We start from the raw sequence: 14,339 nt of genomic DNA on the forward strand, positions 1-14,339 counted from the left end.
GAATGAAATACTCTGGATATTTTTTGGCATACATACGGGCAACGCATTGGAGATAGGAAGGCGGATGTACCAGGCCGGGCAAGAGGTCACAAAGGTTGCTTAAAATCATTTTAGCAATACTATTAATTCTAACGGGCTTCCCGATGGGGATGGTATGCTCTTAAAGCACCTATAATAACAATTTTAATTAACATATAACTGTCTTGAATAACTTATGTAAATAAAAAAGCCGGAATTTAAATCCCGGCTTCTGTGTTTTATTCTAATTTTTTCTTACTTCTGAAATTGCCTACTCTAAAGAGTATCATAAAGAAAAGAAATCCTGAAATTGACTATTCAAAAATTTTATAAACCTAAAACACATTTTTAAAAGCTTGATAGGCCAAAATGTCTAAAATTTAATGGTCAGTACTAAATAAGAAATCACAATACAATTTCTTATCCATTTCAAAATCGGGGGGTTGAATTCTTCCTTTGAAATCATAAGATTTTATATTATTTACGATATCCAAAAAATCCTTTTCTGATAGGTAAAACAAAGAAGGAAAATTAAAATAGGGCTCATTAAACACTTCATGGCAAATCATTGGAATAGAATAACTAACCGATTGAATAAAGGTGCCGGAAGCTTTATATTTTAAATAATCTTTAACAGAAGGTGTTGTGGGATGAATAAGAGGAAGAAGATAATCCGAATTCAACATGTAATTAAAAAATACCTTTTCCGGCACAAATTCCTCAAACCATATAAATTTATCCCCTAAGTTATTCTTTCGTATTTCCTCAATAAATTTTGGTCCTTCAAATCTTGAAGAATTACCAAGTAAAACAAAACGAATGAAATCAGGGAAATCAGGACATTTTGCCACTCTCAAAAGAAAATCATAATCTCTTCTTTTCTTTTCAACCGATCCCGGAATGGTTATCCATATCTCATTATTTGGTTTTTGCAAGTCAATTTTGTCGAAAGTCGGCGAATAGCAACAACTCATGAATCCTTTTTTTATCCCTTTTTTTTTCGGAAAGAATTCATACATATACTTTGTTAAGACAAAATAATTCTTAACCTTCCTGCTTATTATTTTTTGACCAAGACTAGTTTCGATTTTTTTTGTATTATGCAATATACCAACCATTTTAATTCGCCTAGGAAGACAAAAGAGAGAAAATTTAAGCATCCTATTCCCTTGAGCAGTATTAAAGACCACAAAATTTACCTTTGATTTTAAAAGGTAAAGCCAAAGTTTAACTAGAGAACTAAACTTTTTAAAATTATAAGTCTTTAACGTTGCGAACTCTTCTAAATTTTCCAATTTTCGGGCGTTCTGTACATCGCAAAACAGGATAGTTTTACAGTGATTTCTTTTCAAAAAAAGCAGATGTGAATAAATAAGTTCAGAATGATAGGGATAGAACTCTATTAAAGCAACAGAAATATTTTTATGGGTACTTATATAGTCCATATTCAATTAGCTAAAAACCATACTTCTTTATTTCAAGTGTCGAGAAATGCCATCATCCATCCAAAATCGATTTTTTCTTCTCACCTCCGCCCTAATCGCCTTGTTACGTTGAATCGACTCTTTAGTCTTATACGGTCTACCATGCTCCAAATGAACACAAACAGCGGAATAACGAATCTGTTTTGATTTTATGCCATAGTTAATAAGGCGTTCGCCCAATTCACGGTCCTGACCTCCATAAAGCATTGTTTCGTTAAAACCATTAATAGCCACAATATCGGCTTTCCATCCGGAAGAGTTATGGCCATTCCAGGAAGCTTTCGTGGGCGTAAACCGGTTCAATAGACTAGAATACCATGATATATTAAAAAGTTTGGTGCTCTTAAAAGTTCGGGGCAATCCGTGGGTATATAACCATTTCAGGTTAAAGACGCGTTCTTCAATTACATCTTGGCGAGTTATTTTTTTACTTAAAGAAAGGGGTAAACGCAAAGTACCGCCGGAGAGAAAATACCCTGATTCAGCATATTTCAGATGAACCTCAACAAAATCCTTTCTAGGGATACAATCACCATCGGTAAAAATCAGGTATTCACTTTGAGAAGCAATAATGGCTTTATTTAAAATAGTGCACTTCTGATAGCCATCATCGGGATGCCAGACATGTTGGATGTTAAGAAGACTATTTGATTTAAAATGGTCAATAACCTTTTGGGTTTCTTCTCCCGAACCATCATCAGCAATAACAATTTCGAAATTTTTTTCAGTCTGGCATTCATAACCCCATAAAACTTTTCTGAGCCATTCAGGCTGATTGTAGGTGGTAAAAATAACAGTTGCTTTAATTGCCATAAATGAATGCTATATTCTAAAGGTATTACGTCACTATTTCTAATTTATGCAAATATAGTTATTTAGTTTTAGTAAGGTCCATATTTAAATTCGTTGTTTATGTGGTTCCTGCATTAAGTCCCGAGGAAATCATTTAGCTCAATTTACTATTAGAACGTAATGGCAGACAAAAAGCTACTATAAATTCCAAACCAATTTGAAAAATCATGCTCATCAAAGGTGAAAAACATAGGCATGGAATTTTCCAATCATTCCTTTTCAAATTTCACGTTTTTAAGAGCCTCCTAAATTCTTAGTCCGGTGGTAAAAATAACCCTAACACGTTTAATGGCATCAGAGGTTACATCTTCATCCTTTTCTTTACTTTCTGAACTGAAATTGATACGTAAAGACCCCAGAACGGCAAGCTCTGCACTTCGTCCGGCCAACAAGCCCTCACAATCGATACATCGACAGCCCCATAGATGGAACCATGAACATCAGCACCTCTAACGGTACTAATCTTTTCAATTCTACTAATCATTTCGGAGGTGGTAAATTTCCCTTTTCTAACAGGGATAGCATAATGTTTCTTTTCACCTCCACCAGGCACTCCGGGTTGACCCCGTTGAATAACCTAAAATTTTACAGCCATATTACAACATTTTAAGGTTAATAATATGATTAAAATAAATATAAGGTCATTAACCTTAAAAAACAGTAGAGAGACCAATAAAATTGCAAAAAATTAAGACTCCAAGCTTCTATAGTTTCACACCTTCTCTTAAAATACTTTCCCGAACAAAAATTAGGGAAACTCCGTTAAAGATTTGAAAGTTATATTTCTTTGCTTAAGTCCCGAGTAAATAAAGAATTTTGAATGATTAATTAAACTAAATTTGCATACATTGCCATCTTAATTGATGGCTATTTATTTCATAAGTATATAATTTACCTAATTCATTGGCCTGATGGAACTCGCATGGCTTAGTCAAATTTATACATGCTCTTTGGTAGTAAAAGCTGCCATGCTCGTTTCATTCTTCAGACTATTAAATTTTTTAATTTCATCCAGAAAACCATAAATTTTTAAAATATGAAATCTACATTAGACCTTAATTGGACAGGAAAAATGTCTTTTGAGGCCGATATGAGCGGCCACAAAATTGTACTTGATGCCGATCCTTCGGTAGGTGGAGAAGATAAAGGAGTGCGTCCTAAACCACTGATGCTTCTTGCCTTGGCCGGCTGTACTGCCATGGACGTTGTTTCCATTCTAAAAAAAATGCGCGTAGAAATTGAAGACTTTAAAGTACGAGTGGAGGCAGATATGACCGAAGAACATCCCAAACATTACAGCAAAATGCATGTAATTTATATTTTTAAGGGGAAGGATTTGCCTAAAGAAAAAATTGAAAAGGCTGTTAATTTATCGGATGAAAAATATTGCGGCGTATCGGCGGTTTATAAAAAAGCAATGGAATTAACCCATGAAATAAGGATAGAGGAATGATATTGCAGCCGGTTGAGTTTTAATTACCCAAAATTTGATTGGCTTGACAAATCAATTGGAAGCAAAGAGAAAACTAAAGGGCGACCAATAAAATGAGTCGCCCTTAATATTTTGAAATTTCACCATTAAAATCAACTTGCTTTAAGTCTCCTTAAATTAGTATGTTCAACTTTTTCTATGGCAAAATCAAGTGTAATAGTAAGTTTTTTTGAGTTTTTGGAGGGTGTATGAAACATGTGGTCAATCATAATAGTTTCACAAATTGACCGTAATCCACGTGCTCCAAGCTTAAATTCTATTGCTTTGTCAACAATGTAATCCAATACTTCCTTCGAAAACTCCAATTCAATCCCATCAATGGCGAATAGTTTCTTGTATTGCTTTATAATTGAGTTTTTAGGCTCAACAAGAATCCTTCGCAAAGCCTTTCTGTCCAACGGATTTAGATAGGTTAATATGGGCAAACGACCTATAATTTCAGGGATTAATCCGTACGCTTTCAAATCTTGAGGTGAAATATACTGTAGCAGGTTCTTCTCATCGATGCGTTCTTTATCCTTATTGGCAGAGTAGCCTACTACATTGGTATTGAGACGACGGGCAATTTTTTGCTCAATACCGTCGAAAGCACCTCCACAAATAAACAGGATGTTTTTGGTATTAACCGGAATCATCTTTTGGTCAGGATGTTTTCGTCCACCTTGAGGCGGAACATTCACCACAGAACCTTCAAGAAGTTTCAGCAGCCCTTGCTGAACACCCTCTCCCGAAACATCCCGTGTAATGGACGGATTGTCACTCTTTCTGGCAATTTTATCTATTTCGTCGATAAAAACAATTCCTTTTTCGGCTGCTTCAACATTGTAATCAGCCGCCTGAAGAAGACGGCTCAAAATACTTTCAATATCTTCGCCCACATATCCGGCTTCGGTCAAAACCGTAGCATCAACAATTGTAAATGGGACATGAAGCATCCGGGCAATGGTGCGAGCAAGCAGGGTTTTACCGGTTCCTGTCTCACCTACAAGAATGATGTTTGATTTTTCTATTTCTACCTCATCATCATCGTCTTTTTGCATTAATCTTTTATAATGATTATAGACGGCAACCGACAAGTATTTTTTAGCCTCTTCCTGACCAATAACATATTGGTCTAAAAAGGCTTTAATCTCTGCTGGTTTTAAGATTTGTATTTCATCAACATTAAAGGCACTCTTTTTTTTAACTTCTTCTTCAAGAATAGAATAGGCCTGTTCAATACAGCTATCACATATATGACCTGAAATTCCAGCCACCAATAGGTTAGTATCTTTCCTGGGGCGTCCGCAAAATGAACATTTATCCATACATTAATTTCCTTTCTGTTTAATTCCTTTAGAGGTCACATTCGGCCTGTTTTATTATTTTTCTTCCTTTTCTTTCTTCGTCCGCACAAGTACCTCATCGATCATGCCATATTTTTTAGCTTCTTCAGCCGTCATCCAATAGTCGCGATCAGCGTCTTTTTCAACTTTTTTATATGAATTACCTGTATGCTCAGCAAGAATTTCATAAAGTTCCTTTTTCAGCTTAAGAATTTCTCTTGCTGTAATTTCAATGTCGGTTGCCTGTCCCTGAGCCCCCCCCATAGGCTGATGGATCATTACTCTGGAGTGTTTAAGGGCAGAACGTTTTCCTTTTGTCCCGGCAGTCAAAAGAACAGCACCCATAGAGGCAGCCATCCCGGTACAGATAGTCTGTATGTCGGAAGAAATAAATTGCATTGTATCATATATTCCCAGACCGGAATGAACAGACCCACCGGGAGTATTAAAATAGATGCTGATATCTTTCGTGGAATCAACTGAATCCAGATAAAGCAACTGGGCTTGTATTATATTAGCCACATAATCATCGATGGGAACCCCCAAAAAGATGATGCGGTCCATCATTAAACGTGAAAATACATCCATGCTGGCAACATTTAATTGCCTTTCTTCTATAATCGTGGGAGAAATATAACTATTTGTAATGGAAGTATATTTATCCAACACTAAGCTGTTAATGCCACGATGTTTGGTTGCATATTTTTGAAAATCTTTTGGATCAATCATAGTTTACCTGTTATTTGTGTTTTACAAGGTTGCTAAGTTAGAAATATTTTTATTAATAACGTCTACTAACATTTTAACCTGAAAACATAACCATTGAGGCAATGAAATGTTTGTCCTCAAATGGAAATATTTTCAGGTTAATATTAGAAACTCTTTATTTATTCAATCCTTGCCAAACGAAGTCTGACAACAACTTCAATTGACTTACCGGCAAATGATATATTCCGGCCTACTCACACGGGATATCCCGTTCCTATTTTTTATTTTTTTTGGATTCCAAAAGTTCATTGAACTCTTCCCGCGAAACCTCTTTTGTATCTATCTTGATAGCTTCCTTAACAAATTCCATAACCTTATCATGCATGGCTCCTTCCGCCATATTGCGGCGCTGCTCTTCATTATTAAGCATATCCATTGCATAATTTTCAAGATATTCTTCGGGTATATTATTCAATCCATATTGCATAAACTGAAGCCTCGCTGACTTCTTGGCAAAATCAATAATATCTTGTTGTTCAACCTTCAGATTATTGTCTTTTACCAGTTGGTTCCGGATAATTTGCCATTTTAAATCTTCAAGGAAACGTGGCATTTCCTCATCAATCTGCTCATCAGAAAGGGGGTTACCATCCTTATCCTTGGAATTTGCTTTTAACCATCGTTTTAAAAACTCTTCAGGGAATTTAACATCTACTTTCCCCATGAGTTTTTCTTTTGCATCAAGAGAAAATTTGTATTCAGACTCCAGCTTCAATGAATCTTCTAAATCCTTCTTAACCTGAGTAGTAAACTCTTCTTCATTTGAAACTTTATCGGGACCAAAGATCTTATCAAATAATTCCTGATTTAATTCAGGATCAACATATTTGGTAATCTCTTTTACTTTGAATTTAAATTCACCCTTTACATTTTTAGCCTCTTCTTTAGAGATTTTCAGAAGATAAGACAGCTCAGTCTCATTTGGAAGCGCTTTATTAAGTTCAAATACAACATCATCACCTACTTTTGCTTCCAACAATTTGGTCTTGGCATCTTCTGATTTTATAATATTAACAGCCAAAATAGCATCTTCAACCTTAATACCTTCATCTAATTCAGCACCATTTTGATCGAGCTGAGCCAAATCACCCTTAAGCATGCTGCTTTCATCTGCCTTTTCACATTTTTCAATGGTGGCAAAACGGCTAATTATGTTTTTTTTCTGACCGTCTACCATATCATCGGTAACTTCAATGACATAGTAGGGCAATTTTTCCCGTTTGGAAAGTTTCACCTCCACTTCGGGGCTTAACCCCATATCAAAAGAAAACTTAAACTGCTCGTCCTGATCAAAATCAATAGTTTGTTGTTTTTCGGAAGGGAGGGGTTCACCCAGAATATCTAAATTGTTTTCAACAATATATTTCGATAAATTTTCTGATACCAGTTTATTGATTTCATCAGCCAAGACAGCTTTCCCATACATTTTTTTAACGAGGCTAGCCGGCACATGCCCGGGACGGAAACCCGGCATGTTTATTTTTTTTCGATAGTCCTTCAGGACTTTCTCAACGCGTGGTTCATAATCATCTTTCTGGACAGTGATGTGTACCACAGCATTCAAATCATCAATTTGCTCTTTCTCAATGTTCATGTGAATTTTTTTTGTTTGTTAAGACCTTTCATGGACCTTTAATACCCGGAAGATTTCGCATCGGAAATCAATCCAACATTTACTGCATAACACCATTCAGTAATTATATCCCAAAGGTGTTATAAGGTGATGAAATATTAAAAGCACAAAAACGATTGCAAAGATAATGAAGCATTTACAAGTTGCCAAAAAGTTATATAGTGCTACATCGGTTTTTGAGAAAATTAACGTCTTTTTTACTGCTTAATGATATAAAAAACCGCCCAAAGGTAAAATTACCCGAGGCGGCTTTTGAGTGCGGACGGAGGGACTCGAACCCACACGCCTTTCGGCACTAGATCCTAAATCTAGCGCGGCTACCAATTACGCCACGTCCGCAAATTGCGGTGCAAATTTCGTTATTTTTTTGACCTTTTCCAAAATTCTTTATAAAAAAGTGCCTATAAACTTTCTGATGATTGAAAATTTCTACGGCGTAACTCAAAATCATCACCTAAATAAACGCGTCTGACATCCGGGTCTTCCGCCAATTCTTCAGCTGTTCCGGCCTTTAAAATTTTACCTTCAAACAAAAGGTAAGCACGGTCGGTAATCGAAAGCGTTTCATGTACATTGTGGTCGGTAATCAATATCCCAATATTTTTATACTTTAATTTCGCAACAATTTCCTGGATATCTCTAACGGCAATAGGGTCGACTCCTGCAAAAGGTTCATCAAGCAGAATAAATTTAGGGTTTATAGCCAATGCTCTGGCGATTTCGGTTCGTCTACGTTCACCGCCCGAAAGTTGAATCCCTAAACTTTTTCTAATATGTCCTAACCCAAATTCATTAATCAATTCTTCCAATCGTTGCTTTTGATAATCTTTGGGATAGTTGGTCATTTCGAGTACCGATCGGATATTATCCTCTACACTAAGTTTTCTAAAAACGCTGGCCTCCTGCGCCAAATACCCAATACCTTTTTGAGCTCTTCTATAAACCGGTTCATTGGTAATAACATCCTGATCAAGATAAATTTCACCACCATTGGGCTTAATCAAACCAACAATCATATAAAAGGTAGTGGTTTTCCCTGCACCGTTAGGTCCTAACAGCCCTACAATTTCGCCTTGCTTAACTTCGACCGAAACTCCTTTAACAACTGTACGGTTCCGATATTTTTTAACTAAGTTATTAGTATATAATCGCATCTTATGTTCTTCCATACATTACCTAACTTTAAAATTATTTTTGAGGTGCTAAAGTTTTTTCTCGCTTACTCTCAACACCTCTTGCAATAATAATGCCCGCTTCATACAATAATATAAGAGGTAAACAAACCATAATTTGGCTTATGACATCAGGCGGAGTAATAATTGCGGCTAAAGCCAATGTAACCACAACAGAGTGACGGCGATATTTTTTTAATGTCTCTGATGTCACCAACCCTACCTTACTCATAAAGTAAATAAACATCGGCAATTCAAATAAAATGCCGCTGGCCAGAATAATGGATGAAACGGTATTAATATATGATCCAAGATTTACGATATTATCAACTTGCTCACTCACTTTGTAATTACTCAAAAAATGAACGGATAAAGGGCATATCAAATAATACGCAAACAAAATACCTAATGAAAAAAGAATGGATGCAAAAAAAATGGCACCTCTACTTTGTTCAATTTCTTCTTTATAGAGAGCAGGTTTAACAAAGCGCCAAAATTCCCAAAAAATAAGAGGAAATGCAGCAATAATACCAGCCAAAAAAGAAATCCATAAATGGATTGTGAATTGTCCGGTCATATTAATATTTTGAAGTGATATGGCTTTCTGGTTAATGCATAGGGAAGGCATACCTAAATCATTGCCCAAGTCACAAAGAATTCTATTGGTAAAAAAATCGGGTTTACTGGGACCCAGCAATATAACATCAAAAACAATCCGCTTAAATACAAAGGCTAATACGGCAAAAATAAAAATGTAAATTAATGATCTAACCAAATGCCAGCGCAATTCTTCAAGATGTTCAAGAAATGACATTTCGGCTTGGCTCTTTTCACTCATACCCCAATAACAAGATTTTAAAGTTAATGAACCTCTTTAAATTGAAATTTATCGTACGAAGATAAAAACACTTTCTAAATTATTTGTTTTTGCTTTAGCTATTTTATACCTTCAGTATATTTTAACTCCCATAACCTAAAAAAGGGTTATTAGTGGTCAAAAAAGATTGCCAACAACTCTCTATTATTTACATCAAGCATAAAAACAGCTGATCTAAAACAAATTTTAGGGACATAAAATATCAGATTTTTGTTCGGTATTTATAAATAACTATTAATTTTGTTGGTTTTGGAGGTTCCGCAAAAAAATAAATTTCATCAATCTGATATTGTGAAGGATATTGTGAAATAGTTAGATTTTGTTATGACAAAGCAGGTTGACCTAAAAAGGTATTTAAAAAAGCATTTTGGTTTCGATACGTTCAAAGGAAACCAGGAAGAAATTATTAAAAATGTTCTCGCCGGGAATGACACATTCGTATTAATGCCCACCGGAGGGGGAAAGTCTCTTTGCTATCAACTTCCTGCATTAATATTAGAGGGAACTGCAATCGTTATCTCACCCCTCATCGCCTTAATGAAAAACCAGGTCGATGCCATGCGTAGTTTTAGTGAAGATGACGGCATCGCCCATTTTTTAAACTCCTCATTAACAAAATCAGCCATTCAAAAAGTTAAAGAGGATGTAATAGCAGGAAGGACCCGGCTATTGTATGTTGCGCCTGAGTCACTAACGAAGGAAGAGAATATTCAGTTTCTGAAGCAAGTTAAAATCTCTTTTTATGCGGTGGATGAAGCTCACTGTATTTCGGAATGGGGCCACGATTTCAGACCGGAATACAGGCGAATTCGCCCCATAATAAATGAGATTGGGGAAGCACCTGTTATTGCCCTTACCGCTACTGCTACGCCTAAAGTTCAACATGATATTCAGAAAAATCTTGGCATGTTGAATGCCCGCGTTTTTAAGTCTTCCTTTAATCGTCCCAACTTATATTATGAAGTACGTCCAAAAGTTAATGCCACAAGGGAAATCATTAAGATATTAAAGGATAATCCCGGAAAATCTGCCATCATATATTGTTTAAGCAGAAAAAAGGTAGAAGAACTAGCCGAAACGCTCGTTGTGAATGGCATTAAAGCCCTTGCTTATCATGCCGGGATGGATGCTGCCACCCGAAGCAAGAATCAGGATAAATTCCTGATGGAAGAAATTGATGTCATCGTGGCTACCATAGCTTTCGGAATGGGAATAGATAAACCCGACGTCAGAATGGTAATCCACTATGACATTCCTAAAAGCCTTGAAGGCTATTACCAGGAAACCGGAAGAGCCGGGAGAGACGGTGGCGAAGGAAAATGTATTGCCTTTTACAGCTATAAAGACATTCAAAAGCTGGAAAAGTTCATGCAGGGCAAACCCCTGGCCGAGCAGGAAATCGGGAAACAACTCCTTCTCGAAACCGTGGCCTATGCCGAATCTTCTTTATGTAGAAGAAAAACACTTCTCCATTATTTTGGTGAATCCTATACTGAAGAAAATTGCGGTGCCTGTGATAATTGTCTGAATCCAAAAGAACAATTTGACGGAGAAGAGTACATTTTAAAAGTACTGAATGTTGTTAAAGAAGTTAAGGAGCGCTTTAAAACAGAGCATATTGTAGACATTTTAACAGGTAAAGTTACAAGCGTTATAAAATCATATCACCATCATGAATTAGATATTTTCGGATGTGGAGATGATGAAGATGAAAAGTTCTGGCTAGCCGTTATTCGTCAAGCTCTTGTAGCCGGCTTATTATCTAAGGACATTGAAAACTATGGCCTGCTTAAATTAACCGATAAAGGTCATCAATATCTTGAAAAGCCATATCAGATTCGGCTTACCCGCGATCACGATTTTGATGAGATGGAACAGGAATCCCTCTCAGCTGGCGGAACAGCAGCTCTTGACAATACTCTTTTTTCTATGCTGAAAGATTTGAGAAAAAAGATTTCCAAAGAGAAAAAGCTTCCTCCTTTTGTAATCTTTCAGGATACTTCTCTAGAGGCTATGGCTACCTATTATCCCATAACTCTTGAAGAGTTGCAAAATATGCCGGGTGTTGGAGCAGGAAAAGCCAAAAGATATGGTAGTGAATTCGTTAAGCTCATTAAACGCCACGTCGAAGAAAACGAGATAGAAAGACCGATGGACATGGTGGTCAAAACCGTGGCCAATAAAAGTAAGTTTAAGGTATCTATTATTCAAAGTATTGACCGCCAGATATCACTTGATGACATTGCTGAGTCAAAAGGTATTGACCTACTTGAACTTCTTAAGGAAATTGAATCTATTGTCTATTCCGGAACAAAAGTAAACATCGATTATTACATCAATCAGGTGATGGATGAAGAACACCGCGATGATATCTTTTATTATTTTAAGGAAGATGCCGAAACCGACGATATCAATGTAGCGTTAGAAGAGTTAGGTGAGGATGAGTATTCGGAAGAAGATATCAGAATGGTTAGGATAAAATTTATTTCTGAAGTAGGCAATTAAAATTTATGAGGCGAGGACAGATTCTGTCAAAACTTTATTCTTAATTGTAAGGTAATATTTGTCTTTTTATTGGAACGAATCAATTGGTTTCCACTTCCAATTTCTTCTTTGTCGAAATAATGCCACCTGGCCCACCGAAACCATAGGTGGACTTTTTTGGTGGCTTTGTAATTTAGTAACATGAGGTAGCGGCAACCTTTACCGTAATAGGCAGGAACCGAAAGAGAATATAATACATCTGGTTCGTAAACATACAATCGGGAAAGATAATCGGTTGTATTAAATAGTGCCCACTTCGCTGTAATGGTTAGGTTTTCTTTTTGATTCCACCATTTAAGATCCTGCGATATAAGATTTCCTTTTTCATTTAAAGTATCCCCTCTAACCAGTTGCCATTGGAGGAGGGTAGTAAATTGCCAATAAGCAGCAATATTTTGGCGATATTGACATTTTATCAGATTTATTTGTTGTTTAAAAACGGTATTTTCATTGGTATTAAACTGAGTATTTTGCGGTTTTTCTTTATACCGAAATTTTATATGCCAGTTTCTTTCACTATTACCCGATTGAATATTAGTCATCCAATCAAAACCCGAAGAAGGGGCATCAATACCATACTTAACCCAATTAAACTTAAAATAATCGAAATAAGATGACACGGTAAAAAAGGGGAACTCCCATGTTATTCCGGTATAGAAGCCGGTTTCTCCGGAAAAACTACTACTCTCTGTCATTGGCCCTGCTAATGGCGCCTGGTAACGAACCGGAATTCTTCTATAATTCAGCGCCAATGTGAAACCCGAAGCAGCATTCCAACTCATTCCCTGGTATAAGGCAAGATGAGAAAAATCATCAAAAGCAACCTCCCCATATAAAATACATTTTTGAAATCCTGAAACATAAGATATCCAACTGTTTTGGTTATCTGTTCCACTAAAGTAAAACTTATTGTAAGGTTCAAGGTTGGGGCAAAGCGCTTTATTAAGGTGATAATTTAGATGCCCCACATCCAGATTTAATTGTTTACCATAGTAGGAGATTCTCCCGCCTGTAATAAATTCTTGAATATTATGACGTTGTTCCAGTTCAGTTTTGGTACGATGTAAACCATCCTCTTTGAAACCAGAAAAACAACTATCTGAATTATTTCTTCCATCTCTTCTATTCATCGAAAAGAAGGGGGATATAAATAGATTATTTCGCCCCATTGTAAGATAAGCCCCATTTAAACCTGAAGACTCAGCCGCCGACAGAGAACAACGAAATCCAGGTCGCCGATTTCTATTGGTCACGGCGAAGGAACTTTTAAGCTGCGGGAACCCTGTTTGGACAGCCAATCCTTGTCCTGCACTCATCTGATAACGTCCAATACCCACCTCTTTTATCCAACAATTTTGAAATTTATAATGCACATATCCAGAAAATAAGTCAAATGTATTTATCCCTTTCGAGAACATTGGTTCTCCTGCATCTTTTTTTGCTACCATTCCTGCTTCAATACCACGATTACTCTTTATATTCAATCTTTGATAAAAATCCAGGGGACTTCCCAAATAGGGAATATTACCCTCTTCATCAGGCTTATAGCCCTCGGCCTTCTCAAGAGTGTAAAAGCCTCTTAAAAAAAGATCACCCCAAATTTTTAAAGATGAGAGCTTTGGTTCAGCAGATCCAAAATAAATAAGAGGTTCAAGGTTTTTAATGATTTCAATATCTAGTCCTTCAACAGCCTGTAGCTCATAAATGGATAAATAGGGCCCATTTACATATCTTTTAAATAAAATATTCTCAATTTGCCAATCACTCAAAAAAAAGATCCGCTCCAAATCTTCACGCTCTGCTGTATTAATATTTATAGGATTATTAAATAAATCAAGAATATCTTCAATCAGTAATATTAAATCATCCTCATCGGCGTCGGCAGCATATTCAACGACTAAATCCTCGGCCCACCGTTGTATTTCTGTAACATTTTGCGAATAAACCGATGGGTTAAACAGAACAACTAAAAATACCAATGAAATTTCTACAATTGTTAAACTCAATTTCATTCGTATATAATTTATTTAACTCATTGGCCGAATGGAACTCACATGGCTTAATAAAGTTTATACATGTCCTTTTGTGGCAACAGCCGCCATGCTCGTTTCATCCGTATATAATTTACTTACTTCATTGATATATTGGTTATTAAAAGTAGTCATTAGTGGTTA

The 14,339-nt window shown here is 36.2% G+C and carries 11 protein-coding genes and 1 tRNA gene; 2 read left to right on the plus strand and 10 right to left on the minus strand.

Annotated elements, in window-relative coordinates; genetic code table 11:
• Nucleotides 1-398 precede the first annotated feature (398 nt).
• The 3 genes from BM130_RS15310 to BM130_RS15680 form a co-directional block, all read right to left on the minus strand.
• The gene (locus BM130_RS15310; RefSeq protein ID WP_138956887.1) at nucleotides 399-992 is read right to left on the minus strand and encodes a hypothetical protein; all 594 of its coding nucleotides are present in this window, start codon (nucleotides 990-992) and stop codon (nucleotides 399-401) included.
• A gap of 498 nt (nucleotides 993-1,490) precedes the next feature.
• Nucleotides 1,491-2,315 (minus strand): glycosyltransferase family 2 protein, encoded by an 825-nt coding sequence (locus BM130_RS10685; RefSeq protein ID WP_010527662.1) that lies wholly within the window; start codon nucleotides 2,313-2,315, stop codon nucleotides 1,491-1,493.
• Nucleotides 2,316-2,655: 340 nt separating this feature from the next.
• Entirely contained in the window at nucleotides 2,656-2,907 is a 252-nt protein-coding gene (locus BM130_RS15680) for an HU family DNA-binding protein (protein WP_010527663.1), read from the minus strand.
• 483 nt (nucleotides 2,908-3,390) lie between these two features.
• On the opposite strand from BM130_RS15680, the gene BM130_RS10695 reads away from it, so the two are divergent.
• Complete coding sequence (locus tag BM130_RS10695) at nucleotides 3,391-3,807, plus strand: OsmC family protein (RefSeq protein ID WP_010527664.1); 417 nt, start codon at nucleotides 3,391-3,393, stop codon at nucleotides 3,805-3,807.
• A gap of 131 nt (nucleotides 3,808-3,938) precedes the next feature.
• On the opposite strand, the gene clpX is transcribed toward BM130_RS10695, so the two are convergent.
• The 6 genes from clpX to tatC all read right to left on the minus strand — a co-directional run bounded on the left by clpX (nucleotide 3,939) and on the right by tatC (nucleotide 9,582).
• Nucleotides 3,939-5,153 (minus strand): ATP-dependent Clp protease ATP-binding subunit ClpX, encoded by a 1,215-nt coding sequence (gene clpX, locus BM130_RS10700; protein WP_010527665.1) that lies wholly within the window; start codon nucleotides 5,151-5,153, stop codon nucleotides 3,939-3,941.
• A gap of 54 nt (nucleotides 5,154-5,207) precedes the next feature.
• Nucleotides 5,208-5,900, minus strand: a complete 693-nt coding sequence (gene clpP, locus BM130_RS10705; protein WP_010527666.1) for an ATP-dependent Clp endopeptidase proteolytic subunit ClpP — start codon at nucleotides 5,898-5,900, stop codon at nucleotides 5,208-5,210.
• Between the two features lie 253 nt (nucleotides 5,901-6,153).
• Nucleotides 6,154-7,533, minus strand: a complete 1,380-nt coding sequence (tig, locus tag BM130_RS10710; protein ID WP_010527667.1) for a trigger factor — start codon at nucleotides 7,531-7,533, stop codon at nucleotides 6,154-6,156.
• A 296-nt stretch (nucleotides 7,534-7,829) separates the two neighbouring features.
• Nucleotides 7,830-7,911: transfer RNA gene (locus BM130_RS10715), tRNA-Leu, on the minus strand.
• A gap of 62 nt (nucleotides 7,912-7,973) precedes the next feature.
• Entirely contained in the window at nucleotides 7,974-8,741 is a 768-nt protein-coding gene (gene lptB / locus BM130_RS10720) for an LPS export ABC transporter ATP-binding protein (RefSeq protein WP_010527668.1), read from the minus strand.
• A 19-nt stretch (nucleotides 8,742-8,760) separates the two neighbouring features.
• Entirely contained in the window at nucleotides 8,761-9,582 is an 822-nt protein-coding gene (gene tatC, locus BM130_RS10725; protein ID WP_010527669.1) for a twin-arginine translocase subunit TatC, read from the minus strand.
• A gap of 363 nt (nucleotides 9,583-9,945) precedes the next feature.
• Here tatC and recQ point away from each other — a divergent pair, with 363 nt between their 5' ends.
• Nucleotides 9,946-12,126 carry a DNA helicase RecQ gene (gene recQ, locus BM130_RS10730; protein WP_010527670.1) on the plus strand — a complete coding sequence of 727 codons (2,181 nt, stop codon included), beginning with the start codon at nucleotides 9,946-9,948 and terminating at the stop codon, nucleotides 12,124-12,126.
• Between the two features lie 26 nt (nucleotides 12,127-12,152).
• Here recQ and BM130_RS10735 read toward each other — a convergent pair whose 3' ends face one another.
• A complete protein-coding gene (locus BM130_RS10735) occupies nucleotides 12,153-14,177 on the minus strand; it encodes a ComEA family DNA-binding protein (RefSeq protein WP_010527671.1) in 2,025 nt (674 codons plus the stop codon).
• Nucleotides 14,178-14,339 lie beyond the last annotated feature (162 nt).

It is taken from the genome of Thermophagus xiamenensis, assembly GCF_900112795.1.
Taxonomy (GTDB): domain Bacteria; phylum Bacteroidota; class Bacteroidia; order Bacteroidales; family Marinilabiliaceae; genus Thermophagus; species Thermophagus xiamenensis.